This is a genomic window from Caballeronia sp. LZ035 (genome assembly GCF_031451175.1).
Taxonomy (GTDB): Bacteria; Pseudomonadota; Gammaproteobacteria; order Burkholderiales; family Burkholderiaceae; genus Caballeronia.
Genome location: NZ_JARUXS010000001.1, coordinates 2,251,099 through 2,275,695, shown reverse-complemented (window position 1 = coordinate 2,275,695; position 24,597 = coordinate 2,251,099). Strand labels below are relative to the sequence as shown.

The 24,597-nt window shown below is 63.7% G+C and carries 26 protein-coding genes, 5 tRNA genes and 1 rRNA gene; 25 read left to right on the top strand and 7 right to left on the bottom strand.

Annotated features, from left to right (window positions below; translation table 11 throughout):
• Positions 1–14 precede the first annotated feature (14 nt).
• The 4 genes from rrf to QCE88_RS10675 all read left to right on the top strand — a co-directional run bounded on the left by rrf (position 15) and on the right by QCE88_RS10675 (position 6,278).
• Positions 15–128: ribosomal RNA gene (gene rrf / locus QCE88_RS10690) — 5S ribosomal RNA — on the top strand.
• 262 nt (positions 129–390) lie between these two features.
• On the top strand, positions 391–1,251 hold the full coding sequence (gene imuA, locus QCE88_RS10685) for a translesion DNA synthesis-associated protein ImuA (protein WP_309901655.1): 861 nt from the start codon (positions 391–393) through the stop codon (positions 1,249–1,251).
• A complete protein-coding gene (locus tag QCE88_RS10680; RefSeq protein ID WP_309901653.1) occupies positions 1,199–2,785 on the top strand; it encodes a DNA polymerase Y family protein in 1,587 nt (528 codons plus the stop codon). The genes imuA and QCE88_RS10680 overlap by 53 nt, the downstream gene beginning before the upstream one ends.
• A gap of 88 nt (positions 2,786–2,873) precedes the next feature.
• On the top strand, positions 2,874–6,278 hold the full coding sequence (locus QCE88_RS10675; protein ID WP_309903510.1) for an error-prone DNA polymerase: 3,405 nt from the start codon (positions 2,874–2,876) through the stop codon (positions 6,276–6,278).
• Here the strand turns inward: QCE88_RS10675 and QCE88_RS10670 are convergent.
• On the bottom strand, positions 6,272–7,210 hold the full coding sequence (locus QCE88_RS10670; RefSeq protein ID WP_309901650.1) for an SDR family oxidoreductase: 939 nt from the start codon (positions 7,208–7,210) through the stop codon (positions 6,272–6,274). The two genes, QCE88_RS10675 and QCE88_RS10670, sit on opposite strands and share 7 nt — an antisense overlap.
• Entirely contained in the window at positions 7,207–7,413 is a 207-nt protein-coding gene (locus QCE88_RS10665; protein ID WP_309901648.1) for a heavy-metal-associated domain-containing protein, read from the bottom strand. Before QCE88_RS10665 ends, QCE88_RS10670 begins: the two co-directional genes overlap by 4 nt.
• Positions 7,414–7,510: 97 nt before the next feature.
• On the opposite strand from QCE88_RS10665, the gene cueR reads away from it, so the two are divergent.
• Both cueR and QCE88_RS10655 read left to right on the top strand, forming a co-directional pair.
• Positions 7,511–7,897, top strand: coding sequence for a Cu(I)-responsive transcriptional regulator (gene cueR / locus QCE88_RS10660; protein ID WP_309901646.1), 387 nt, complete (start codon positions 7,511–7,513; stop codon positions 7,895–7,897).
• A gap of 230 nt (positions 7,898–8,127) precedes the next feature.
• Positions 8,128–8,274, top strand: coding sequence for a DUF3563 family protein (locus QCE88_RS10655; protein WP_309808650.1), 147 nt, complete (start codon positions 8,128–8,130; stop codon positions 8,272–8,274).
• A gap of 98 nt (positions 8,275–8,372) precedes the next feature.
• Here the strand turns inward: QCE88_RS10655 and QCE88_RS10650 are convergent, their stop codons facing one another.
• A complete protein-coding gene (locus tag QCE88_RS10650) occupies positions 8,373–8,771 on the bottom strand; it encodes a DUF305 domain-containing protein (RefSeq protein WP_309901644.1) in 399 nt (132 codons plus the stop codon).
• 110 nt (positions 8,772–8,881) lie between these two features.
• On the opposite strand from QCE88_RS10650, the gene QCE88_RS10645 reads away from it, so the two are divergent.
• Entirely contained in the window at positions 8,882–9,265 is a 384-nt protein-coding gene (locus QCE88_RS10645) for a hypothetical protein (RefSeq protein WP_309901642.1), read from the top strand.
• Positions 9,266–9,285: 20 nt separating this feature from the next.
• Here the strand turns inward: QCE88_RS10645 and QCE88_RS10640 are convergent, their stop codons facing one another.
• Positions 9,286–10,131 carry a 23S rRNA (adenine(2030)-N(6))-methyltransferase RlmJ gene (locus tag QCE88_RS10640; protein WP_309901640.1) on the bottom strand — a complete coding sequence of 282 codons (846 nt, stop codon included), beginning with the start codon at positions 10,129–10,131 and terminating at the stop codon, positions 9,286–9,288.
• Between the two features lie 341 nt (positions 10,132–10,472).
• Between QCE88_RS10640 and QCE88_RS10635 the strand changes: the two genes are divergently transcribed.
• From QCE88_RS10635 to iscX, 10 genes are all read left to right on the top strand, one after another.
• Positions 10,473–11,693, top strand: a complete 1,221-nt coding sequence (locus tag QCE88_RS10635) for a patatin-like phospholipase family protein (protein ID WP_309901638.1) — start codon at positions 10,473–10,475, stop codon at positions 11,691–11,693.
• Between the two features lie 123 nt (positions 11,694–11,816).
• Positions 11,817–12,299: a low molecular weight protein-tyrosine-phosphatase gene (locus QCE88_RS10630; protein WP_309901636.1), complete on the top strand. Its 483-nt coding sequence runs from the start codon at positions 11,817–11,819 to the stop codon at positions 12,297–12,299.
• A 139-nt stretch (positions 12,300–12,438) separates the two neighbouring features.
• Positions 12,439–12,966: a Fe-S cluster assembly transcriptional regulator IscR gene (gene iscR, locus QCE88_RS10625; protein WP_309901634.1), complete on the top strand. Its 528-nt coding sequence runs from the start codon at positions 12,439–12,441 to the stop codon at positions 12,964–12,966.
• Positions 12,967–13,054: 88 nt separating this feature from the next.
• Positions 13,055–14,278: an IscS subfamily cysteine desulfurase gene (locus QCE88_RS10620; RefSeq protein WP_309901632.1), complete on the top strand. Its 1,224-nt coding sequence runs from the start codon at positions 13,055–13,057 to the stop codon at positions 14,276–14,278.
• 45 nt (positions 14,279–14,323) lie between these two features.
• A complete protein-coding gene (iscU, locus tag QCE88_RS10615; RefSeq protein WP_309901630.1) occupies positions 14,324–14,752 on the top strand; it encodes a Fe-S cluster assembly scaffold IscU in 429 nt (142 codons plus the stop codon).
• An 81-nt stretch (positions 14,753–14,833) separates the two neighbouring features.
• Positions 14,834–15,157 carry an iron-sulfur cluster assembly protein IscA gene (gene iscA, locus QCE88_RS10610; protein ID WP_309832558.1) on the top strand — a complete coding sequence of 108 codons (324 nt, stop codon included), beginning with the start codon at positions 14,834–14,836 and terminating at the stop codon, positions 15,155–15,157.
• Positions 15,158–15,240: 83 nt separating this feature from the next.
• The gene (gene hscB, locus QCE88_RS10605) at positions 15,241–15,771 is read left to right on the top strand and encodes a Fe-S protein assembly co-chaperone HscB (RefSeq protein ID WP_309901628.1); all 531 of its coding nucleotides are present in this window, start codon (positions 15,241–15,243) and stop codon (positions 15,769–15,771) included.
• 36 nt (positions 15,772–15,807) lie between these two features.
• Positions 15,808–17,673, top strand: coding sequence for a Fe-S protein assembly chaperone HscA (gene hscA, locus QCE88_RS10600; protein ID WP_309901626.1), 1,866 nt, complete (start codon positions 15,808–15,810; stop codon positions 17,671–17,673).
• 27 nt (positions 17,674–17,700) lie between these two features.
• A complete protein-coding gene (fdx, locus tag QCE88_RS10595) occupies positions 17,701–18,042 on the top strand; it encodes an ISC system 2Fe-2S type ferredoxin (protein WP_061138726.1) in 342 nt (113 codons plus the stop codon).
• A 14-nt stretch (positions 18,043–18,056) separates the two neighbouring features.
• Complete coding sequence (iscX, locus tag QCE88_RS10590) at positions 18,057–18,254, top strand: Fe-S cluster assembly protein IscX (protein WP_309808622.1); 198 nt, start codon at positions 18,057–18,059, stop codon at positions 18,252–18,254.
• 86 nt (positions 18,255–18,340) lie between these two features.
• Here iscX and QCE88_RS10585 read toward each other — a convergent pair whose 3' ends face one another.
• The gene (locus QCE88_RS10585; RefSeq protein WP_309901624.1) at positions 18,341–19,273 is read right to left on the bottom strand and encodes a patatin-like phospholipase family protein; all 933 of its coding nucleotides are present in this window, start codon (positions 19,271–19,273) and stop codon (positions 18,341–18,343) included.
• A 311-nt stretch (positions 19,274–19,584) separates the two neighbouring features.
• On the opposite strand from QCE88_RS10585, the gene gltX reads away from it, so the two are divergent.
• The 7 genes from gltX (at position 19,585) to QCE88_RS10550 (ending at position 22,552) form a co-directional block, all read left to right on the top strand.
• Positions 19,585–20,994, top strand: coding sequence for a glutamate--tRNA ligase (gene gltX / locus QCE88_RS10580; protein WP_309901622.1), 1,410 nt, complete (start codon positions 19,585–19,587; stop codon positions 20,992–20,994).
• A 149-nt stretch (positions 20,995–21,143) separates the two neighbouring features.
• Positions 21,144–21,219 (top strand) — tRNA-Ala (locus QCE88_RS10575).
• 164 nt (positions 21,220–21,383) lie between these two features.
• A tRNA-Glu gene (locus QCE88_RS10570) sits at positions 21,384–21,459 on the top strand.
• 69 nt (positions 21,460–21,528) lie between these two features.
• A tRNA-Asp gene (locus QCE88_RS10565) sits at positions 21,529–21,605 on the top strand.
• An 83-nt stretch (positions 21,606–21,688) separates the two neighbouring features.
• Positions 21,689–21,764: transfer RNA gene (locus tag QCE88_RS10560), tRNA-Glu, on the top strand.
• 72 nt (positions 21,765–21,836) lie between these two features.
• Positions 21,837–21,913 (top strand) — tRNA-Asp (locus tag QCE88_RS10555).
• A gap of 174 nt (positions 21,914–22,087) precedes the next feature.
• On the top strand, positions 22,088–22,552 hold the full coding sequence (locus QCE88_RS10550) for a GNAT family N-acetyltransferase (protein WP_309901621.1): 465 nt from the start codon (positions 22,088–22,090) through the stop codon (positions 22,550–22,552).
• Positions 22,553–22,559: 7 nt separating this feature from the next.
• Here the strand turns inward: QCE88_RS10550 and QCE88_RS10545 are convergent, their stop codons facing one another.
• A complete protein-coding gene (locus QCE88_RS10545) occupies positions 22,560–23,411 on the bottom strand; it encodes a helix-turn-helix transcriptional regulator (protein ID WP_309901619.1) in 852 nt (283 codons plus the stop codon).
• Positions 23,412–23,571: 160 nt separating this feature from the next.
• Here QCE88_RS10545 and QCE88_RS10540 point away from each other — a divergent pair, with 160 nt between their 5' ends.
• Positions 23,572–23,991: a gamma-glutamylcyclotransferase family protein gene (locus tag QCE88_RS10540; protein ID WP_309901617.1), complete on the top strand. Its 420-nt coding sequence runs from the start codon at positions 23,572–23,574 to the stop codon at positions 23,989–23,991.
• 111 nt (positions 23,992–24,102) lie between these two features.
• On the opposite strand, the gene QCE88_RS10535 is transcribed toward QCE88_RS10540, so the two are convergent.
• The gene (locus QCE88_RS10535; RefSeq protein WP_309901615.1) at positions 24,103–24,348 is read right to left on the bottom strand and encodes a hypothetical protein; all 246 of its coding nucleotides are present in this window, start codon (positions 24,346–24,348) and stop codon (positions 24,103–24,105) included.
• Positions 24,349–24,597: the final 249 nt, after the last annotated feature.

Here is a 24,597-nt window from a genome sequence, read left to right as displayed (position 1 = left end):
AACAACAAGTCATGCCTGATGACCATAGCGAGTCGGTACCACCCCTTCCCATCCCGAACAGGACCGTGAAACGACTCCACGCCGATGATAGTGCGGATTGCCCGTGTGAAAGTAGGTAATCGTCAGGCTCCTCATGCCGCAAACAAAAACCCCACCCCACAAAGGTGGGGTTTTTGCGTTTCTAGGCCCCAGAACAGGTCCCATATCAGCTTGCTCGGCAACGCTTCCACATCCCGACATCCCCACTTTTCTCCCCCTCAGCGCGCTTTCCGCACGCCTCTTGCCGTTTACCTTCCCGCAACAAATACTGTATAAATATACAGTAAAACCACAGACCGTCGGATGCTCAAGCCCTGGGCCGATCCGAGCATTTGCGGACGGGGAAAGCTCATGGGTGCCGCACTTTCATTGCTCGATATCGGGCTGACATCGCATCTGCAGCGTCAGCTCTGGCAGGGCAGTCCGATCAACGATCCCGAATCGAACGTCGTGTCGAGCGGCTATCGGATGCTCGATCTCCTCTTGCCTGGCACTGGCTGGATGCCGGGCATGGTCACCGAACTGCTGATCGAAGAGAGCGGCGTCGGGGAGATCAGGCTGCTTGCGCGCACGCTCCGTGAGTTGACGGTCGGCAGAGGCCGGTCGGTCATCTTCGTCGCGCCTCCCTGGACACCCAACTTCGCTGCCCTCAAGGCAATGAACATCGCCGTGAACAAGCTCGTCTGGGTCAAGGCGCCGGAAGAGCACACGCTGTGGGCCGCGGAGCAATCGCTGAAACAGGAAGGCATCGGCGCCGTGCTGGTCTGGCTGCCGCAAGTGCGTCCCGAGGCGCTGCGGCGTCTGCAGGTCGCGGCTCAGGAAGCGCAGTCACTGGCCTTTCTGTTTCGGCCGCTCAAGGCGGCGCGTCAATCGTCGGCGGCGCCATTGCGCATGATCTGCAAGCCGCGCCTTCCCGCGCACGCCCAGACCATGAACCGTCGCGAGTGGATGCAGGCCGTCATGCTGGAAATCGACATCATCAAGCGGCGAGGTCCGTTATTGGGCAAGCCGTTGCAATTGAGCTTGCCGCTGCAGTTGCCCGCGCTGCCCGAACACATTCGCCGCGCACATCTGAGCAGGAAAGCACGAGAGGTCAAACATGTTGTGGATAGCGGTGACATTGCCGCTTTTATCGCTCGAAGCAGTCAGGCCGCCCTCGATGCCCTCAGCATCGGCCAGCCCGATTTCGCCTGGAGCGGCATCGGCGAATGATGCCGGCGGCCTCGACGATCCCGAGCAGTCCTGTTTCGCGCTCGCCGATCACGCCCGCATCCTGATGCCCGATCTCGTCGCGTTCCGGCTCGGCGTGCGTCCCGGCAGCACGCGCTCGCACGCGTTCGCGCTTGCGCCGCGCCTGACGCTGCTTGCCGTCGATCTGAACGCCGAGCAGCGCGCCCTCGAAGCCGTGGCGCTGGCGCTGCTCGCGTTCACACCGAAGGTCGTGCTGGCGCATGCGAACACCGTCTTGCTCGAAGTCGGCGCGAGCATGCGTCTCTTCGGCGGATTGCGCGCCTTGCTTTCGAAGGCCGCCGCGACGATCAAGGGCTGCGGTTTCACCTCGCGCATGGGCTGCGCGCCGACGGCCTGGGGCGCGTGGCTGCTCGCGCACGCCCGCACGCGGCGGGTCGCGCGGCGCGTGCGCATCGTGAAGGAAACGACGCTCGTGCAAGTGCTCGATACCTTGCCCGTATCGCTGGTGCCGTCGGCGCATTCGCATGGCGACGTGTTCGAGCAGATCGGCTGCGCGACCCTCGCCGATTTGCGCCAGCTGCCGCGCAAGGGCGTCGCGCGCCGCTTCGGGCCGGGCATCCTCCAATGGCTCGCGCAGGCATACGGGCAGGCGCCTGATCCACGCGAGGCGTTCTGCGCGCCGGCATCGTTCGAGGCGCGGCTCGAGTTGCAGGCGCGCGTGGAAAGCGCCGATGCCCTGCTGTTCGCCGCACGCCGTCTCGTGCTGCAACTGGCCGGCTGGCTGAGCGCGCATCACGCGGCGGTCAGCGAGTTTTCGTTCCTGCTCGAACACGAACTGGCCGCGCGTCACGCGCCGAAGACATCGACCTTCAAGGTGGCGTGGGCCGTGCCGACACGCGATGCCGAACACATCCTCTGGCTGCTGCGCGAAAAGCTCAATCAGACGACGCTGGCCGCGCCGGTGATCGAAATGAAGCTGCTGGCCGACAAGGTCAGCGAGCATGCGCCGCCGCCCGACACGTTGTTCCCGCTGCCCGGCTCCGAGAGCGATTCGCTGGCGCAGTTGCTCGAGCGTCTGAGCGCGCGGTTGGGCGCGGAGAACGTGGTGCAACTGGTCGAACATGATGATCATCGTCCGGAGGCGGCGATGACGGTCGAGGCGTACAAGCCGGCAAGCGCAAGCAAACCGAAGCGCAAGAAGAAGCAAACTGAAAAGACATCTGAACCCGTCGAGCAAGCCGATACAGAAGCCGACAGAGACGCCGAAACACCACCCGACGCGCCTCTCGAACTGCCTGATCGCGCGGTGCCTTCGCAGCCGCGTCCGGCGTGGATCCTCGACACCCCGCAAAAGCTGATGTTGCGCAACGAGCGGCCGTTTTACCGGCGGCCGCTGAAGCTGATCAGCCGAACGGAGCGTATCGAGGCGGGCTGGTGGGACGGCAACGGCGTGCAGCGCGACTACTACGTCGCCGGGGACGATCAAGGCCGCATGTTCTGGGTCTATCGCGAGCGCCTGACCGGTTTCTGGTTCCTGCACGGATTTTTCGGATGATGCCGCGATGAACGACGATCTGAACGACATCATCGGCCTGGGCGAAGGCGACGACGAGGGCCATGAAAAGCGGACCTTCCTCGGTTCGATGTCCGCCTCCGCGCTGCTGCCCGACTATGCGGAACTGCATTGCCTGAGCAACTTTTCGTTCCTGCGCGGCGCGTCGCATCCACAGGAGCTGGCTGGCGCCGCGCTCGAACATGGCTACACCGCGCTCGCGATCACCGACGAATGCTCGCTCGCGGGCGTCGTGCGCGCGCATGCGGCGATCAAGGACATCGAAGCGCAAGCGGACGCGGCCGCGAAAGCCGCCAGCGAGGCCGGCGAGCCGCCGCCGAAAAGGCAGCACCTGAAGCTGATCATCGGCAGCGAATTGCATCTGACTGACGCCGATGACAATCCCTTCTGCACGCTGATTGCGCTGGCGACGAATCGGGACGGTTACGGCAACCTGTCCGAATTGATTGCGCTGGCGCGCTCGCGTTCGCCGAAAGGCCAGTATCAACTGGGCCCGGAAGATTTCACGAATCCGGCGGCATCGTCGAGTGCGCTCGACGCTACCGACTTGCGCGGCGACATCGCCCATCTGAAGGATCTACCCGATTGCCTGCTGATCCTGGTGCCGCAGCGTTCGGCGACGCTCGCCGAAACGCTCGACCGCGCGCACTGGTTGGCGAGCTTCGCCGCCGGGCGCGCGTGGCTCGCCCTGGAGCTCTGGCAGGACGGCAGCGATGACGAACGTCTCGCCGCGTCGCGCGTGATAGCCGAAGCGAGCGGCTTGCCACTCGTCGCGGCCAGCGGCGCACTGATGCACGCGCGCTCGCGCAAGCCCTTGCAGGACACGCTGACCGCCATCCGCCTCGGCCGTCCGCTCGCGCAATGCGGCTACGCGCTCGAGGCGAACGCGGAACGGCACCTGCGCACGCGGCTGCGCATCGGGGCGTTGTATCCGGCGGCGGCGATCCGGGAAACGCTCAAGCTGGCCGCGCGCTGCACTTTCAGTCTCGACGAACTGCAATACGAATATCCCGAAGAGCTCGTGCCGCGCGATGAAACCCCTGCCAGCTACCTGCGCAAACGGGTGATGGAAGGCGCGCGCGTGCGCTGGCCTGACGGGCTGGACGCCGACACGATCGGACTGATCGACAAGGAGCTCGCGCTCGTCGCGGTGCTGAAGTACGAGAAGTATTTCCTGACGGTCTACGACATCGTCTCGTTCGCGCGCAGCCAGAAGATCCTGTGTCAGGGACGCGGCTCGGCGGCGAATTCGATCATCTGTTTTTGCCTGTTCATCACCGAGCTCGATCCGGTTCGCATGGGACTGTTGATCGAACGCTTCATTTCGCAGGCGCGCAACGAGCCGCCGGACATCGACGTCGATTTCGAGCATCAGCGGCGCGAGGAAGTGATCCAGTACATCTACCGGAAGTACGGACGGCATCGCGCGTCGCTGGCGGCGTCGGTCATCACCTATCACACGCGCAGCGCGCTCAAGGACGTCGGCCGCGCGCTCGGGCTGGATGCGTCGCTGATCGAGCGGATCGGCAAGTCGCAGCAGTGGTGGGACGGACCGTCGGCGGTGGCGGGCTATCTGCGCGAGGCCGGCTTCAGCGACGACTCGCACGTGACCAAGCATCTGATCCGCCTCACGCGCGAGTTGCGCGGCTTTCCGCGGCATTTGTCGCAGCACGTCGGCGGTTTCGTGATTGCGCGGGAACGCTTGTCGCGCCTCGTGCCGATCGAAAACGCTGCGATGAAGGACCGTTGCGTGATCCAGTGGGACAAGGACGACATCGACCAGCTGAAGCTCCTGAAAGTCGACGTGCTCGCGCTCGGCATGCTGTCGGCGATCCGTCGCGCGCTCGAATTCGTCGCGTTGCGCCGGGGCATGCCGAATTTCGGCGTCGAGCATATTCGCCGCGAGGACCGCGCGGTGTACGAGATGTGCTGCCGCGCGGATACCGTCGGCGTGTTCCAGATCGAATCGCGCGCCCAGCAAAGCATGCTGCCGCGTCTGCGGCCCAACAAATACTACGACCTCGTGATCGAGGTGGCGATCGTGCGGCCCGGACCCATCCAGGGCGGCATGGTGCATCCATATCTGCGTCGCAAGCAGGGACTCGAAGAAGAGGAATATCCGAAAGAGGAGTTGCGGCCGGTGCTTGGACGCACGCTCGGCGTACCGATTTTCCAGGAGCAGGTGATGAAGCTCGCGATGGTCGCTGCCGGCTACACCGCCGAACAAGCCGATCAGTTGCGGCGCGCGATGGCAGCCTGGAGACGCGGCAGTCATCTCGAGAAATATCAGGCCGATCTGATGAAGAAGATGCTGGCGCGCGGCTATGAGCACGATTTCGCTGCGCGTGTATGCAAGCAGATCGAGGGCTTTGGCGAATATGGTTTTCCGGAAAGCCATTCGGCGAGCTTCGCGCTGCTCGTCTACCTGAGCGCATGGATCAAGCGTTACGAACCCGCGGCGTTCCTGGCGGGCTTGCTGAACAGTCAGCCGCTTGGTTTCTATTCGCCGTCGCAACTCGTGCAGGATGCGCAGCGTCATGGCGTGAAGGTGTTTCCGCCCGATGTTTCGCTGAGCGACTGGGAGTCGGTGCTGGAGGCGCGTTCGGGCAACGGCGAGCGGCTCGTCTTCGATGCCGGCAAGGAGCAGCGCCGCCAGCAGTTCTATGGAGCGGGATCGTCGGATCAGATCTTTCGCAAGACCATGCGGCGCGGGGCGCGCCGGCTGGCCGCGCGCGTCAAGCTGCCGTCACGGCAGTACGGCGCGACCGGGCCGGGCGTGCGTATCGGCTTGCAGCAGATCAAGGGCATGTCGCAGGCGGCGGCCGAACGGATCATGGCCGCGCGGGCACAGGCGCCGTTCGCGGATGTCGACGACCTCACGCGCCGCGCGGCGCTGTCTCGCCGCGAGCTCGAAGCGCTGGCGGCCGGCAATGCGCTGGCGAGCATCGCGGGGCACCGGCGTCAGGCGTGGTGGGCGGTCACCGCGCAGCAGCGCGCGCCGGAACTGCTGCGCGACGCGCCGATGAGCGAAACGCCGCTCGCATTGCCGGAAGCGTCGGAGGGGCGCGAGATCGTCGACGATTACGCGAGTCTCGGGCTGACGCTCAACCGTCATCCGCTGGCGCTGCTGCGCGACAGGCTCGCGCGCATGCGCTTCAAGAGCGCGGCCGAGCTGGAAAAGACCGCCAACGGGCGCTTCGTGCGGGCGTGCGGCATCGTGACCGTGCGGCAGCGGCCGGGCACGGCGAACGGCACGATCTTCGTGTCGATCGAGGATGAAAGCGGCTCGATCAACGTGATCGTATGGCCGGGGCTCGTCGAGAAGCAGCGCAAGGTGCTGCTGGGCGCGTCGTTGCTTGGCGTGCACGGCGTCTGGCAAAAGGACGGCGACGTGCGACACCTGGTGGCGCAGCGGCTCGAAGACCATAGCGCGCTGCTTGGCCGGCTTGCCGCGACGAGCCGCGATTTTCACTGATCCGGAAGGTCTGGATAGTGGGCAAGCAGGCCGGCGATCGCGTGATCGAACGGCGTGCGCCTGCCGATGCCCAGTGCTTCCAGCCGTGCGGAATCGAGATGGCAGTCGCGTGGACGCGGCGTCGCGTCGGTCGGCGTGCGCTGGGCGATGACCCGCGCGTCCAGCTTCAGGGCCCGCGCAATGCGACCGGCGATGTCGAACTTCGTCATGGGCTCGTCGCCGGACCAGTGCGTGATGCCGGAAATCGTCGCGCCGCGCGCGTGATGTTCGAGCATGCCGCGGATCACCACGGCGACGTCGGGCGTGAAGGTCGGATAGCGCGTCGCCCAGGCGTCCATCGGCGCGCCGGGGTGCGCCGCGTCCGCCGATGCGACGATGGCCGGCGCCAGGCTCGTCACCGCGGATTCGTTCCAGTCGATACAGGGACCGTAAAGCAGCGGCAGACGCAGCACGCAGGACGCCGGATCGCAGTCGAGCAGCGCGCGCTCGCCATCCCGCTTGCTGCGGCCGTAGGCGTTGAGCGGCGCGGGCGCGTCGTCGGGACGATAGGGCGGCGAAGTGCCGTCGAACACGTAATCGGTCGAGATCGACAGTACCCATGCGCCGGTCGCGCGCGCCTCGCGGGCGATCTCGCGCAAGGCGTCCACGTTGAGGGCACGGGCCAGCGCAGGATCGTTCTCGCACACGTCCGGCCGGCGCTCGGCTGCCGCGACGACGATTGCATCGGGTTTCAGGTCGCTCAGGAAGGCTCGGACGGCGTCGTGGTCGAGCAGGTCGAGTCGGACGTCGTGCAAGCCGGCGCGGCTGTGCGCGGTAGTCACGACGCGCCACGTCCTGGCGCTGTCCGCGCGCGCCAGCTCGGCGGCGACCGCCCGTCCGAGCAGGCCTGAAGCGCCGATCAGCGCGACGGTGAAAGCCTGGTTGCCAGTCATGCCGAAGCGACGCTGACCACCGTATAACCGGCTTCGTCGATGGCGTCTTTCAGGGCATCGGCCGGTTGCGCCGATTCGACCGCGACCCGGCCGCGCTCAAGATCCACGCGCACTTGCGCTTGGGGATCGATTTCCTTGATGGAGCGCGTGACGGCGCCCACGCAGTGCTGGCAACTCATGCCTTGAACTTCGAATTCGGTCATTGCGATTTTCCTCGTGAGACGGCTTGATGGACACATCGTATACCTTGCCATTGTGGGAAGGTGTAGAGTCGAAGTGACTTTTTTCCAGGAGCACACGATGAACATCGGCGAAGCGGCCCGCGCCTCGGGCGTGACAGCCAAGATGATCCGCTACTACGAGAGCGTCGGACTGCTCAATCCGGTGGGGCGGACGTCGTCGGGGTATCGCGTCTACGGCGCGCAGGAAGTGCATGCGTTGCGCTTCGTACGGCAGGCGCGCCGGCTCGGGTTTCTCGTCGAGGATATTCGTAAGCTGCTGGCCTTGTGGCACGACCGCACGCGCGCGAGCGCGGAAGTGAAGTCGATCGCGATGGAGCACGTCGCGGAGCTGGACCGGCGCATTGCCGAGTTGACCGAGATGCGCGAGACGCTGGCCCATCTTGCCAATCACTGCCACGGTGATGATCGCCCGGATTGCCCGATATTGGACAAATTGGCTCAGTGATGCACCAATGCGGTGCTCAAGAATTGGCTGACTCGGGGCTAGAGGCTGGAATCTTCATAAAAAACATTGGCTTGAAGACTTCCAGGCTCCGCACCATTCCGAAACAGAATGCACAGTATTCAAGCATTTCCTAACACAGCGTCAAAAAACTTCCCTATAATCCGGGTATTCCCTAACGGGTAATCCCTGACCCAACCGCCAGGGATCGTCTAGATACCTTGGAGCACATCATGGTTGCGTACATCATCGAAAAGTTGAGCATCTGGTTTGAAGCCGCTGAGCAGCGTCGTCGCGAAGCGTATTTGTCGGAATCGACGGATATCGTCCAGCTCGAACAGCGTATTCGCTCGCTCGAATCCAACGGCTACAACGCGTAAGCGTCGGTCGTGAAGGCAAAAAGCCCCGCATTGCGGGGCTTTTGTTTTTTGTGGCCGGCGTAGGCACACGCTGCGTGCCGAACCGCGCTCTCTGCGCTTTATTGCTTGCGCGGATGCTGCTCCAGCCACTGCCTCATGAACGCAATTTCCTTGTCCTGCGCGGCAATGATGTCCTTCGCCAGTTTGCGCAGCTTCGCGTCCTTGCCGTATTTCAGCTCCACCTTCGCCATCTCCACCGCGCCCAGGTGATGCGGAATCATGTGCGCGACGAAATCACGGTCTGGATTGCCCGTGTATTCGATGCCCGACATCCCTGACATCATCTTCTGATCCGCGGCCTGATAAGCGGCGGTGGACGATACGTCGGTCGGCTTCGGGGTGTGCTGTTCCATGTTCATGCCCGGCATGGCGTCGCTCGCGGCCGGCGCGTCCTGAGCCATTGCGCCTGCGCTCAGACAGACGGTGAGAACGGCAAGCGCGATTTTTGTTGATTTCATCGTTTCTCCTGGAGAAGGGGCAATCGGGTGCTGCTTCAGGCAACGGCGCCTAGCCTAAAGCTTGCCACCGCGGTAATGTAAAGCGATTTTGTCTACATAAAGAGCGAACGATGCGCCATTCCACGACAACTCCGCGTCCGGCATTCACCTTGGTGCGCACAGTGCGCGCTTGTGCCGCACTGGCCGCCCCTGCCGCGTTCGCTGCGGGCCTGTGCTGGTTCAATCCCGCGCACGCCAAGCCCGGAGGCGAACCGCTCGTACTCGATACGCAAACCGGCATCCACAGCGGCGTGAGTGGCACGGTGTTGCAAAGCGGGTCGCTCGGCGGTCCCGGCATGGTGCCGATGCAGACCTTGCCGGGACCGCCGCAGGAGGCCCAGCCGCCGATCGTCGTTTCACCCTACGTCGAATATCCAGGTGCCGGCCAGAACAGCGTGCCGACGCAACCCGGACGCGGAGGACGCAGCCGCGTGCCGGTTGCGCCTCATCCATAAGGACTTGCGCGCAGACGGATTCAGTCGCCGCGATGTTCGAGCTTGAACGAAGCGCCGCTGTCTTCGCCAAGCAGTTCGACCAGGCGCGGCAACGCTTCCTTGAGATCGCGGGCGAGCGTGTACGGCGGATTCAGCACGAACATGCCGCTGCCGAACAAACCCAGCCCATCCTCGGGCGGCTTTTTGACGGTGAGGCTGGCGTGCAGCCAGCCAGTCGGCCGTATGGCCTTCAGCTGGTCCGCGAACCGTTGCGATTCCATGCGCGTCACGAGCGGATACCAGACCGCATAGGTTCCCGTTGCGAACCGTTTCAGACCTTCCGCAAGACAGTCCAGCGTGCGCGCGTAGTCGCGCTTGTCCTCGTACGACGGATCGATCAACACGAGCGCACGACGCGGCGGTGGCGGAAGGAGGGCCTTGATGCCGTCGAAGCCGTCGCCGGCGTAGATCATCGCGCGCCGGCCCGCGTCGCGGAAGTTGTGGCGCAGCACCTCGATCTCCGTGCTGTGCAGCTCGAACAGGCGCATGCGGTCCTGCTCGCGCATGATGCGCCAGGCGAGATAGGGCGAGCCGGGATAGAAACGCATCGCGCCGTCGGGATTCAGCGCCTTGACCTCAGCGACATAATCGGCCAGCAGCGGCGGCAGATCATCCCGCTCCCACAGCCTGCCGATACCCGTCTCGAACTCGGCGGTCTTCGCGGCAAAGCCCTCGGTGAGGGCATAGACACCGGCGCCCGCATGCGTGTCGATGTACCAATACGATTTGTCCTTCAACCCGAGGTGCTGAAGCATCTGGATGACGATGGCGTGTTTCAGGACATCGGCGTGATTGCCCGCATGAAAGGCGTGACGGTAACTGAGCATGACGAAAGGCCCGCGAGGGCATGAAAAACAGTAATGAAACGGAGCGCGAAAAGGGTGCTCATAAAAGGGCACTCATTCTAGCCGAGACCGCCCGCCGCGCCGGAGGCCGGTTTGCTTCAGCGCGTCACGGCCTTCATGCACAATAACCCGGCGCGCCGCCTCGTGACAGTCGGCCGAATGGCCAGGGTCGCGAACCCACACGACTTGTCCTAGGCCGAACGGCCAGCTTGATGGCGGCGCCGATGAATGGTGTCATTGCTTCGATGTCGTTCACTCACGTGCGCCGTTCAGAAGCGTGCGTGCGTCATGACGGTTCCATGCAACGAGGAGGCGTACGCGGAATGTCGGAAATCGAAACTCAGAACGCAGTGCCACGGGGACGTGTCAGGCAGCAAGCCGGGGAACGCGCGGCGTCGGCCATCACTTTGCCGCCCTACGAGACGGTCGCGCTGATGCTGCAGGGCGGAGGCGCGCTTGGCGCCTATCAGGCAGGGGTCTACCAGGGCCTGCACGAGACGGGTATTCATCCGAACTGGATCGCCGGCATTTCAATCGGGGCGCTGAACACGGCGATCATCGCTGGAAACGCGCCCGAAAAGCGCGTGGCGCGGCTGCTCGAGTTCTGGGAAACCATCTGTCAGCCGGCGTTCGGCTTCCCGCTGCCCGGTTTCGTCGAGCGGGCGCTGTTCGACTCCGCCGACGAAATCCGCAAGGCGTTCACCACCTGGCAAGCTTTCGGCGCGCTCGTCGAAGGGCAGAAGGGCTTCTTCATTCCGCGCTTTCCGCCGCCGTCGCCCATTGCCTCCAGCTCGCCGCAGACCGCCAGCTACTACGACACCACGCCGCTCAAGGCCACCCTGGAGCGTCTGTGCGACTTCGACCGCATCAATTCAGGCGAGACCCGCGTGTCGGTCGGCGCGGTGAACGTGGCGACCGGCAATTTCGCCTATTTCGACAACACGCAGATCCGCTTGCGCGCCGAGCATTTCATCGCGTCCGGGGCCTTGCCGCCGGGTTTCGCTGCCGTCGAGATCGACGGGCAGTTTTACTGGGACGGCGGACTCATGTCGAACACGCCGCTCTACGAGGTGGCCATGGCCACGCCGCGCCGCGACACGCTCGCTTTTCAGGTCGATCTATGGAGTGCGCGCGGACCGGTGCCGGACAGTATCGTCGACGTGATGGGGCGCGTGAAGGACGTGCAGTATTCCAGCCGCACGCGCCTCGTGACCGACCAGATGCAGCGGTCCCAGCGCGCCCGCAACGTGTTGCAGCACGTGCTCGACCTGGTGCCCGAGGACATCCGCAAGAACGACGAATGGTGCCGGCGCGCGGAGGAACTGGCGTGCTCGAAGCGCTACAACATCATCCACCTGATCTACCGCCAGAAGGAGTACGAGGGCCACTTCAAGGACTATCAGTTCGGCCTGTCGACGATGCAGGAGCATTGGGAAAGCGGCTTGTCCGACATCCGCCGCACCCTCGCGCACCGCGACTGGCTCGAAATGCCCAACGGCGAAGCGCGTTTCGTGACGCACGATATCCATCGCGACGAGCCCTGAATAGGTCACGCGGAGCACGAAAGGCGGTCCTGAGCGGGAAATTGTTCCTCTTTGTATAATCCGGAGCGCTTCGGGCGGCCTCCCGCTGACACGACCGCCCATCACGACTTTCTCCGGTTCCGAATGACTCCGATCTCGGTCTGCTTCGTCTGTCTCGGCAATATCTGTCGCTCGCCCAGCGCGGAAGGGGTGATGCGGCATCTCGTCGAGCGCGCGAACCTGGCCGGTCATATCGTGATCGATTCGGCCGGCACCGGTGACTGGCAGATCGGCGATGCCCCGGACGCGCGCGCGCAGAAGGCCGCGAAGAAGCGCGGCTACGACCTTTCGATGCTGCGTGGGCGGCAGATCGGCGCCGCGGATTTCGCGCGCTTCGACCTGCTCATCGCGATGGACGACGCCAACGTCGCCGCGCTCATGGCCGTGTGCCCGCCCGAGCATCGCGACAAGATTCGCCTGTTGATGGACTTCGCCACCTGCAAGGACAGCCGAGTCGTGGTCGATCCTTACTTCGGCGGCGAGGCGGGTTTCGAAACCGTACTCGATCAATGCGAAGACGCCTGCGAGGGCCTGCTGCGAGCCTTGCAAGCGCGACTCTCCGCGTAGATCGCCGCAGCAGTCCACAGAAGTCCACAACGAGCAGACGAAATTAAGAAACTACTTATCTCGTCCCGGATACTTGACTAAAACTGTGGGATATTTATACTTGACGAAAATCATCGAGTATTAGCGTTAGCTCCCCATTATGAGACTCACCACGAAAGGCCGTTTCGCCGTTACGGCGATGATCGACCTGGCATTACGCCAGGAGCAGGGCCCGGTGACGCTGGCAGGCATCAGTCAGCGCCAGCGCATCTCGCTTTCCTATCTCGAGCAGCTCTTCGGCAAGCTGCGGCGCCATGAGATCGTCGAATCGGTCCGCGGGCCGGGCGGCGGTTACAACCTCGCGCGCCGCGCGGAAAACGTCACGGTGGCGGACATCATCATCGCCGTCGACGAGCCCATCGACGCCACTCAGTGCGGCGGCAAGGGCGCGTGCGAAGGCACCAAGCAGCACGACGGCCATTGCATGACGCACGAGCTGTGGGCCACGCTGAATCAGAAGATGGTCGAGTATCTGGATTCCGTTTCGTTGAAGGATCTGGTCGACCAGCAGCGTGCGCGCGAAGGTTCGGCGGCGGTGCTGCGCGATCGCCGCACGGATTCGTCCGGCGTCGAGGCCACGCGGGTGGTGCCCAAGGGTCCGAATTCCATTTTCAATCTGGCCGGATGACCTGCGCCGCCGCGCGGCATGAGCCGTGCGCGTGATGATGCAAGGCGCGTCCCAGCCGGAGCTTTGACCGATTTTCCCGGAGCGACTGATGAACAACGATATTCCCCACCTGCCCATCTACATGGATTACAGCGCGACGACCCCCGTCGATCCGCGCGTGGTGGACAAGATGATCCCGTATCTTCGCGAGCAGTTCGGCAATCCGGCCTCGCGCAGCCACCAGTACGGCTGGGATGCGGAGCGTGCAGTCGAGGAAGCGCGCGAGAACGTCGCGGCGCTCGTCAACTGCGACCCGCGCGAGATCATCTGGACCTCGGGTGCGACGGAATCGGACAACCTCGCCATCAAGGGCGCGGCGCATTTCTACAAGAGCAAGGGCAAGCACCTCATCACCGTGAAGACCGAGCACAAGGCCGTGCTCGACACCACGCGCGAACTGGAACGCGAAGGCTACGAAGTCACGTATCTGGACGTGAAGGACGACGGTCTCATCGACCTCGAGAAGCTCAAGGCGGCCATCCGCCCGGACACGATCCTCGTTTCCGTGATGAACGTGAACAACGAGATCGGCGTGATCCAGGATATCGCGGCGATCGGCGAGATCACGCGCGAGAAGGGCATCATTTTTCACGTCGACGCGGCGCAAGCCACCGGCAAGATCGAAATCGACCTGCAGAAGCTGAAGGTCGACCTGATGTCGTTCTCGGCGCACAAGACCTATGGCCCGAAGGGCATCGGCGCACTGTATGTGCGTCGCAAGCCGCGCGTGCGCATCGAAGCGCAGATGCACGGCGGCGGTCACGAGCGCGGCATGCGTTCGGGCACGCTCGCGACGCATCAGATCGTCGGCATGGGCGAGGCGTTCCGCATCGCGCGTGAAGAAATGGCGACGGAAAACGAGCGCATCCGCATGCTGCGCGACCGTCTGCTGAAGGGCCTGCAGGACATGGAAGAAACGTATGTGAACGGCGACATGGAACAGCGTGTGCCGCACAACCTCAACATCAGCTTCAATTTCGTCGAAGGCGAGTCGCTGATCATGGCGGTGAAGGACGTTGCGGTGTCGTCGGGTTCGGCGTGCACGTCGGCGTCGCTGGAACCTTCGTACGTGCTGCGCGCGCTTGGCCGCAACGACGAACTCGCGCACAGCTCCATCCGCTTCACGGTGGGCCGTTTCACCACCGAGCAGGACGTCGATTACGTCATCAACCTGCTGAAGAACAAGATTGCCAAACTGCGCGATCTGTCGCCGCTCTGGGAAATGCACAAGGACGGCATCGACATCTCGAGCATCCAGTGGGCCGCTCATTGAGCATGCACTGAGCGCACGCGACACCGAATACAGGAGAGTTTGAAAATGGCTTATAGCGACAAGGTCCTTGACCACTACGAAAATCCGCGCAACGTCGGTTCGTTCTCGAAGGACGACGACACCGTCGGCACCGGCATGGTCGGCGCGCCCGCCTGCGGCGACGTGATGAAGCTGCAGATCCGCGTCGGCGCGGACGGCGTGATCGAGGACGCGAAGTTCAAGACCTACGGCTGCGGCTCGGCGATTGCATCGAGCTCGCTCGTCACCGAATGGGTGAAGGGCAAGACGCTCGACGAAGCCATGAGCATCAAGAACACGCAGATCGCCGAAGAACTGGCGCTGCCGCCGGTGAAGATCCACTGCTCGATTCTCGCGGAAGACGCGATCAAGGCGGCGGTGGCGGATTACAAGCAGCGTCACGGCAGCGCGGCGCCGGCAGCGGAAGCCGGCGAGGCGAAGCAGCACGCGGCGTAAGGTTCAATGCGGGCGCCATGCATGAGCATGACGCTCGCCCGAACGACGAAGGTCGGTTAAAGCAACGAGAAGCGAAAGATCATGGCAATCACGTTGACGGACAAGGCGGCACAACACGTGCAGAAGTATCTGACGCGGCGCGGCAAGGGCGTCGGCCTGCGTCTGGGCGTGCGTACCACGGGCTGTTCGGGTCTGGCGTACAACCTCGAATACGTCGATGAACTCGCACCGGAAGACACCGTGTTCGAGACGGCGGGCGTCAAGATCGTGATCGACCCGAAAAGCCTGCCGTACCTCGACGGCACCGAACTGGACTTCGCGCGCGAAGGGCTGAACGAAGGCTTCCGCTTCAACAACCCGAACGCGAAGGACGAGTGCGGCTGCGGCGAATCGTTCCGCGTGTAACACGCAGGGCGCCGGCAGCAACGGCAAAAGAGGCGGCGCGGGCCGCCTTTTTCATTCGTGCAACCTGAAACCTCATCATCGTCATGGCTTCGCTTACCGACACCCACTTCGCGCTCTTCGACCTGCCGCAGACCTTCGCCATCGAGCAGCCGACCCTCGACGACGCCTATCGCACCGTCCAGGCGCAAGTGCATCCCGACCGCTTCGCCGCGGCCGGCGACGCCCAGCGGCGTCTCGCGATGCAATGGGCCACGCACGCGAACGAGGCGTATCAGACGCTGCGCGATCCGCTGAAGCGCGCGCGCTACATGCTGTCGCTGCGCGGCATCGACGTCGGCGCGGAGAACAACACGGCCATGGAGCCCGCGTTCCTGATGCAGCAGATGGAATGGCGCGAGAATATCGAGGATGCGGCCGGCGCGAAGAACATCGGCGCGCTCGAAGCGCTGCTCGACGAGCTGCGCGACGAGGAACGCGTGCGCTTCACGAAGCTCGCCGCGCTGCTCGACAGCCATTCCGACCAGGCCGCGAGCGAAGCCGTGCGGCAACTGATGTTCATCGAGCGCGTGGCGCAGGAAATCGGCGCGCAAATCGAACGGCTTGAGCACGCGTAAAGACGCGCTCGCCGTCACCACCCCATAAGACCAACGATGGCTTTACTGCAAATCTCAGAACCCGGCATGGCGCCGGCGCCGCATCAGCGGCGCGTGGCGGTCGGCATCGACCTCGGCACGACGAATTCGCTCGTCGCGGCCGTGCGCAACAGTGTCCCCGAAGCGCTTCCCGACGAGGACGGCCATGTGCTGCTGCCGTCAGTCGTGCGTTATCTGGAGAAAGGCGGGCGGCGTATCGGCCGTATCGCGAAGGAAGAAGCCGTCCTCGATCCGCGCAACACGATTGTCTCGGTGAAGCGCTTCATGGGCCGCGGCAAGAGCGAGGTGGAAGGCGCGGAGAACGCGCCGTACGACTTCATCGACGCCCCGGGCATGGTGCAGATCCGCACCATCGACGGGGTGAAGAGCCCGGTGGAAGTGTCGGCGGAAATTCTCGCCACGCTGCGGTATCGCGCGGAAGATTCGCTCGGCGAGGATCTGGTCGGCGCGGTCATCACGGTGCCCGCGTATTTCGACGAAGCGCAGCGCCAGGCCACCAAGGATGCCGCGAAGCTCGCGGGCCTGAACGTGCTGCGGCTGCTCAACGAACCGACGGCCGCGGCGATCGCCTACGGTCTCGACAACGGCGCCGAAGGGCTTTACGCGGTCTATGACCTGGGCGGCGGCACCTTCGACCTGTCCATTCTCAAGCTGACCAAAGGCGTCTTCGAAGTGCTCGCGGCAGGCGGCGATTCCGCGCTCGGCGGCGACGATTTCGATCACGCGCTGTATCGCCATGTGCTGGCGGAGGCGGGCGTGTCGCTGAACGCGCCCGAGGACGTGCGCTTGCTGCTCGATCGCGTGCGGACGGCGAAGGAAGCGTTGTCGGATGTGCCCGAGACGCGCGTGCAGGCCATGCTTTCGACTGGCGGAGAAATCGATATCGCCGTGAGCGAGGCGCAGTTCGCCGAACTGACGCAGGCGCTCGTCGCGCGCACGCTCGCGCCGACGAAAAAAGCGCTGCGCGACGCCAAGGTGACGGCGCAGGACATCAAGGGCGTGGTGCTGGTCGGCGGCGCGACGCGCATGCCGGTGATCCGCCGCGCGGTCGAGACGTTCTTCGGCCAGCCGCCGCTCATCAACCTCGATCCGGATCAGGTCGTTGCGCTCGGCGCCGCGATCCAGGCCAATCTGCTCGCCGGCAATCGTCGCGGCGAGGGCGACGACTGGCTGCTGCTCGACGTGATTCCGCTGTCGCTCGGTGTCGAGACGATGGGCGGACTCACCGAGAAGATCATCCCGCGCAATTCCACCATCCCGACCGCACGCGCACAGGACTTCACGACCTTCAAGGACGGCCAGACCGCGATGGCCATTCACATCGTGCAGGGCGAGCGCGAACTGGTGTCCGACTGCCGCTCGCTCGCGCGTTTCGAGTTGCGCGGCATCCCGCCGATGGCCGCCGGCGCGGCGCGTATTCGCGTGACCTATCAGGTCGATGCCGACGGTCTGCTGTCCGTGTTCGCGCGTGAGCAGACGTCGGGCGTGGAGGCATCGGTGGTCGTGAAGCCGTCGTATGGCCTCGCCGACGACGAAGTCGCGCGCATGCTCGAAGAGAGCTTCAAGACCGCCGACATCGACATGCGCGCGCGCGCGTTGCGCGAGGCGCAAGTGGAAGCGCAGCGCATGATCGAAGCGACCCACGCCGCGCTCGCGTCCGACAGCGAACTGCTCGACGAACAGGAACGCGTGGAGATCGACACGCTCACCGCGGCGCTGGAGCAGGTCGCGCAGGGCGAGTCGCCGGAGCAGATCGAGGAGGCGACGAAAACGCTCGCCACGGCCACCGACGAATTCGCCGCGCGCCGCATGAACAAGAGCATTCGTCGCGCGCTCGCGGGCCGCAAGCTCGACGACGTCTGATCATCCCCATTCGAGAACTTACGAAAAATGCCTCAAATCGTTGTACTGCCTCACGTGGAGCTGTGTCCGGACGGCGCGGTGATCGACGCCGATACGGCCAAGAGCATCTGCGACAACCTGCTGGATCACGGCATCGAGATCGAGCACGCGTGCGAGAAGTCGTGCGCGTGCACGACGTGTCACGTCATCATCCGGGAGGGCTTCAACGCACTCGAACCGTCCGAGGAACTCGAGGACGATCTGCTCGATAAAGCGTGGGGGCTGGAACCAACATCGCGGTTATCATGTCAGGCAATGGTGCCGGCCGACGAGGATCTGGTGGTCGAGATCCCGCGCTACACCATCAATCACGCCAAGGAAAATCACTGACAGGAGGCTCGCCCATGAAGTGGACAGATACTCAGGAGATCGCGATGGCTCTCACCGACGCGCATCAGGATATCGATCCTCAATATGTGCGTTTCACTGACCTGCACCGCTGGATCACCGAGCTCGATGGCTTCGACGACGATCCCGACAAGTCCAACGAGAAGATACTGGAATCGATCCAGGCAGCGTGGATCGAGGACGCGGATTATTGATCCATCACGCTGTTCTCCGGCTTGACATGAAAAACGGCGGCTTCGCAGGAAGCCGCCGTTTTTTTACGCCCGTTGCGTTCAGATGTTCAGACGCGCACGCCCTTGTCCTGCAACTGGCGTTGCAGCGTCGGCCACATCTTCGCCACCGCTTCCTCACCCGCGAGGATCGACGCGTTGCGCTGGCTGAAGTCGCTGCTGCTCATCGCGTTGAGGTTCGGGCGGATCACCGCGTTGGCGTACTTGTCGAGCTCGTAGGCCTTGATCGTCTGGCCCATGATCGTGAAGGTCTGCATGAGCACGTCGAACGAGCTCGTCGTGAGACCGCTTTCGGGGCGCGCCGAGATATCGACAGCGATCACGAAGTCCGCGCCCATCTTGTGCGCGAACGCGGCCGGCACCGGGCTCACGAGGCCGCCGTCCACATACTCGCGATCGCCGATTTTCACCGGCTCGAAAATCGACGGCGCGCTGCACGACGCCCGTACCGCGATGCCCGTGTTGCCGCGCTGAAAAAGAATCGGCTGGCCGTTCCTGAGGTCCGTGGCGACGATGCCGAGCGGCCGCGCCATTTTCTCGATCGGACGGTTGTCGAGGGTCTTGTTGAGGTAGTTCTGCAGCGCCACGCCCTGCAGGATGCCGCGCGTGCGAAAGGGCATGGCCCAGTCGCTGATGGAGGCTTCGTCCATGGTCAGCGCGAGCTTGTTGATGGCGATGCCGTTCATGCCCGACGCATACAGCGCCGCGATCACCGAGCCCGCGCTCGTGCCGGCCACGAGATCCACGTGCAGATTGCGCGCTTCGAGCGCCTTGATCACGCCGATATGCGCGAAGCCGCGTGCCGCGCCGCCGCCCAGCGCGAGGCCGATGCGCACCGGCCGCTGCGGTTCCTGCCGGGGCGGCGTGGCGGATGCGGTCTCGCCCGAGACGCCGCTGTTGGTCGTGGTGCAGGCGGCCAGAACGGACGATGCGGCCGCGAGCGAAAACGCGCGGCGTGAAAGACGGGGTGACGATGAACTCAAGGCGTGCTCCGGATGCAGCGGGTCCCGGACGGATGGCGCGAGGCGTCGGGGAGGCTGCGTGGACATGGGACGATCAGGCGCGCACATCATAAAGCAAAGGCTCGCGGGCCGACACGATGCGGCCGGCGAGTATAATTTCGGCTCATTTTGGGCGGGCTTCGCGCGCGGCTGTTTTGTGCGTCGCGCCGTGCGCAGGCCGTCTCCGACGGTCATCGCGCAAGTCGCCCGACAGATCGCATTCCGGCCTCGGCCGCGCGCCGCCCGCTCCGGGTACGCCGCGCGGCGGCAGCGCCATCATCGAGTAAACAGCAATGACCACCCCAGTCCGCACACGCTTCGCTCCGAGCCCGACCGGCTTCATCCATCTCGGCAACATCCGTTCCGCGCTGTATCCGTGGGCGTTCGCGCGCAAGATGAAGGGCACCTTCGTGCTGCGCATCGAGGACACCGATCTCGAGCGCTCCACCGACGCCTCGGTCGACGCGATTCTCGAAGGCATGGACTGGCTCGGACTCGATTTCGACGAAGGCCCGTTCTATCAGATGCAGCGCATGGATCGCTATCGCGAGGTCGTCGCGCAGATGCTCGAGAAGGGGCTGGCGTACCACTGCTACATGTCCACGGAAGAGCTCGACGCCCTGCGCGAGCGCCAGCGCGCCGCCGGCGAAAAGCCGCGCTACGACGGCACGTGGCGTCCCGAGCCGGGCAAGGTGCTGCCGCCGGTGCCTGAAGGCGTGGAACCCGTGGTGCGCTTCCGCAATCCGCTGACGGGCGCCGTCGCGTGGGACGACGCAGTGAAAGGCCACATCGAGATCTCGAATGAAGAACTCGACGACCTCGTGATCGCGCGTCCCGACGGCACGCCGACCTATAACTTCTGCGTGGTCGTCGACGACCTCGACATGAAAATCACGCACGTCATTCGCGGCGACGATCACGTGAACAACACGCCGCGCCAGATCAACATCCTTCGGGCGCTCGGCGGGGAAGCGCCCGTGTTCGCGCATCTGCCGACCGTGCTGAACGAGCAGGGCGAAAAGATGAGCAAGCGTCATGGCGCGATGAGCGTAACGGGCTATCGCGACAACGGCTATCTGCCGGAAGCGGTGGTGAACTATCTTGCGCGCCTTGGCTGGTCGCACGGCGACGCGGAGATTTTCTCGCGCGAGCAGTTCGTCGAGTGGTTCGATCTCGAGCATCTCGGCAAGTCGCCCGCGCAGTACGACCATGACAAGCTCAACTGGCTGAACGCGCACTACATCAAGGAAGCGGATAACGTGCGTTTGGCGGAGTTGACGCGGCCGTTTCTGCTCGCCGGCGGCATCGACGCCGCCGCGCTCGCTGCCGGCGCGCCGCTCGATCAGGTGATCGGGTTGCTGAAGGACCGTGCATCGACGGTGAAGGAAATCGCCGATAACGCCGCGATGTTCTATCGCGAGCCGGTGATCGAACCGGACGCGTATGCGCAGCACGTGACGGATGCCGTGCGTCCGGCCATCGCCGATCTGCGCACGGCGCTCGGCGAGGTCGAATGGACCAAGGAAGCGATTTCGGCTGCGCTCAAGGCGACGCTCGGCGCGCACAAGCTCAAGATGCCGCAGCTCGCGATGCCCGTGCGGCTGCTGGTGGCCGGCACGACGCACACGCCGTCCATCGACGCCGTGCTGATGCTGTTCGGCCGCGATGCGGTCGTGAATCGCCTGGAAAAGGCGGCGCGCTGATGTTCTTTGGGGCCGGCGCGCGCGGAAAGCGTCGGGCTCCATCGATTGCGTGCAACGGCCCGGCATGAGCCAAATAATTTGCTATTTGTTCGTCAGAGGGTATTTACAACTACGAAAACGCCCTATACAATCTCGTTTCTGTTCTGCAAGGGGGTATAGCTCAGCTGGGAGAGCGCTTGCATGGCATGCAAGAGGTCAGCGGTTCGATCCCGCTTACCTCCACCAAGAACAGACGGGCAAAGTGAAGTCAAGCGAAGTTGTTCTCCAGAAGCTTGGAAGTCGCAAGAAATACTTCACAAACAGCACGAAGTTGTATAGAATTTCGGTCTTCGCTGACTGGCAGCAAATAAGTCAGCGAGACAGTGGTAAGACAGAGTCAACACGTTTCTGTCCCCTTCGTCTAGAGGCCTAGGACATCACCCTTTCACGGTGAGTACAGGGGTTCGAATCCCCTAGGGGACGCCAGATTATCGGCGGCTGCTAGCAAGCGCTGCAATGTTCGCCGGTGACACGGCGGATCGATAGTAAGAAAGTGGAGCGGTAGTTCAGTTGGTTAGAATACCGGCCTGTCACGCCGGGGGTCGCGGGTTCGAGCCCCGTCCGCTCCGCCAACGCTTGATTGAATACTGCGAGCAAAAACACTCCGGCTATTGAGAGCCGGTTTTTTTTCGCCGCAGCGTTGCAAGAAGTATCTGTCCCCTTCGTCTAGAGGCCTAGGACATCACCCTTTCACGGTGAGTACAGGGGTTCGAATCCCCTAGGGGACGCCAGATTTATCGGCGGCTGCTGGAAACAGCGCTGCAATGTTCGCCGGTGACACGGCGGATCGATAGCAAGAAAGTGGAGCGGTAGTTCAGTTGGTTAGAATACCGGCCTGTCACGCCGGGGGTCGCGGGTTCGAGTCCCGTCCGCTCCGCCAAGCAGTAATGAAAAATCCAGCCTTCGGGCTGGATTTTTTTTGCTTGCTGCATTCGCGCTATGGCTCCTTCCGTTTCGTACTCGGCCGAATGGACGATCGCCCGTACTAATGGCCATTGCCAGCCTGCGCGCACTGACTTAGTGTTGAGGCACTTGTTCTCGTGCCGCATCCGCGATGCTCGATCCCACCGAAGACCTCTCGCTGTATCAATTGCGCCAGGCGACCATGGCGGACTTTGCATTTGCCGAAGCGCTCATGCACGACAACATGGCCGGCTACTATCGACGCCACAATCTCGTCTGGCGCGGCGATCTCTTTCTTTCCAGCTGGCGCGAATCCGAAAACTTCATTCTGCAAGCGGATGGCACACCCATCGGCGTCATGCGCGTGACCGAAGAAGGCGACTCGCTGCACGTTCGCGATGTGCAGATCGCCCAAGGTTATCGCGGGCGCGGCGCGGGTACTTTCCTGCTCAACACGGCGCATCGCTGGGCGCGAGCGCGTGGCCTGGCCGAATGTCAGTTGCGCGTGTTCGTCGACAACCCCGCGGCCCGGCTTTACCTGCGCATGGGCTATCGGCTGGCCGGGCCGCGTCTCGCGCAACTCGGCGCGATCCGTCATATGGTGCGACGCGTCTGACCGGGCCTTACGGGCCGTTCGGATCACGCGCGCTTCGATCTTCACGGTTGTCACCGTTGTCGCGCGCGAAGAACTCACGCGGACTCTCGCCGAACGCGCGCCGGAACATCGCCGAGAACGCACTCTGACTCTGATAGCCGAGTTCGCGCGCCACCTGCGCGAGCGGACGGCCCTGGCTCAGCAACGGAATCGCGCGCGCGAGCACCGCTTGCTGGCGCCACTGCGAAAAGCTGACGCCGAGTTCCCGCCTGAACAGCCGTGCGATGGTTCGCGGACTCGCACCCGCCTCGGACGACCAACGCTCCAGGTCGGAATGGGAAGGTTCAGCGAGCACGGCGTTGCACAGTGCGCGCAGGCGTTTTTCGTTGGGCATCGGCACCGAGAGCGGCAGGGGTTCCGAGCGGATGATCTCGTCCAGCGCGAGTGTGCCGAGCAGCCGTTCCCGCTCCGGCGAGATGGACGCGTCGTCGAGCGCGGCGATCACCTCGCGAAGCAGCGCCGACACCTCCACCACGCGGCACGCGCCGAGGCCCGCCGGCACGACGCTCGCGTCGACGTAAAGCGTGCGCAGATAGGCATCCTCGACGATCACCACTTCGTGCGTGACATTCGGCGGCACCCAGATGGCGCGGGAGGGCGGCACCATCCAGGTCGAATCGACGGTCGCGACGCGCAACACGCCGCGCGACGTATAGGCGACTTGCGCCCACGAATGCGTGTGCAACGCGATGCGTACGCCATAGGGCACGGGTCGGGAGCGCACGCGAATCGGATGGGCGAGCGTGGGCGCATGCTCGGGCGGGATGTCGAGATGTTCGACTTCCTCGTCCGACGATGCCGCTTCGACAAGGTTGACCATGTGTGCCCGATGGAGGGAGATGCAGGTTGGCTGCGCGCCGACACGCAACCATCAGCCGACGATGTTAGCCGAAAGCAGGTGTTTTTGGCCCGACTGGCAAGCGCATGTGGCCGGCGCATAATTCGCCATCGATGGATTAACGACAGGAGCCGCATTCCCGATGCAATACGTTTTCGTGTATGGCACGCTGCGCGCGGGCGAAGCGAACGATATCAACCAGGCGGCCGAGCGGCACGGCATCGCGGCGCCGCAGTGCTTGGGCCGGGCGCACGTTCATGGGCAGCTTTTCGATTTCGGCGCCTATCCGGGCCTCGTGATCGATGACGAAGGACAGCCGGTTCACGGCGATGTGTACCGCATCGAGGATGCGCTGGTGCCGGTTCTGGATGAGATAGAGGAAGTCTATCCGGGCGTGGTAGGACTGTTCCGGGCGCACCGGTTGCACGTAGAGGTGGACATGGATGGCCGCAGGGACCGGATCGACTGCATGGTCTATCCCGTCACCGTGCAGGCGGTAGCGGGTCTGTCACGCATCGAGAGTGGCGACTGGGTCACGCATCGCGCCAGCCGGACTCGATGAACGGCTAAGACAACACAGGGAGTGTTGCTGCAACTGTCCGCGCCGCCTTTGACGCGACATGGCACCAAAGGCGGCGTGAATGGCCCCGAAGCTGAAAGGGCGGTTCGATCGTTACTGGCTCGATCCGCTCATTGGCTTGCTGTGCGACTTCTTGTGATGCATCGACTTGTGCGATGGCATCTGCGAATGCATGTTTTGCATGTTGTCCTGCTGCGACTGCAGGTTTTGCGCACGCGTTTCGATATCGGAAATCTTGGCGGGATCAGTGCTCATGGTCACGCCTTGATCGCTCTGCGCAAAAGCGCCCGTCGCGATTGCACTGAGGGACAACAAAACAGCCAGGGACACTTTCTTCATTGTTACCTCCTAGTAGGTGTTGAACCCGGGAATCGCCTGTCCGATCCGGTGGAAAAGCGCTTGCGTGTGAGCAATAAGCGCTCCCGCTGCCAGCAAGCATCCTTCTTAAAGCGTTTGTCCGCGATCCGGACCTTCCTATGATAGGCGCGGAACAGGGCAGACGTGTCGGGCGATGTCCGGCGCCCGTCCAGCGCCGCGCCCGTTTTGACCGTTGAAAATCATATCGACGGATTGTTTCAGTTGCTAGTC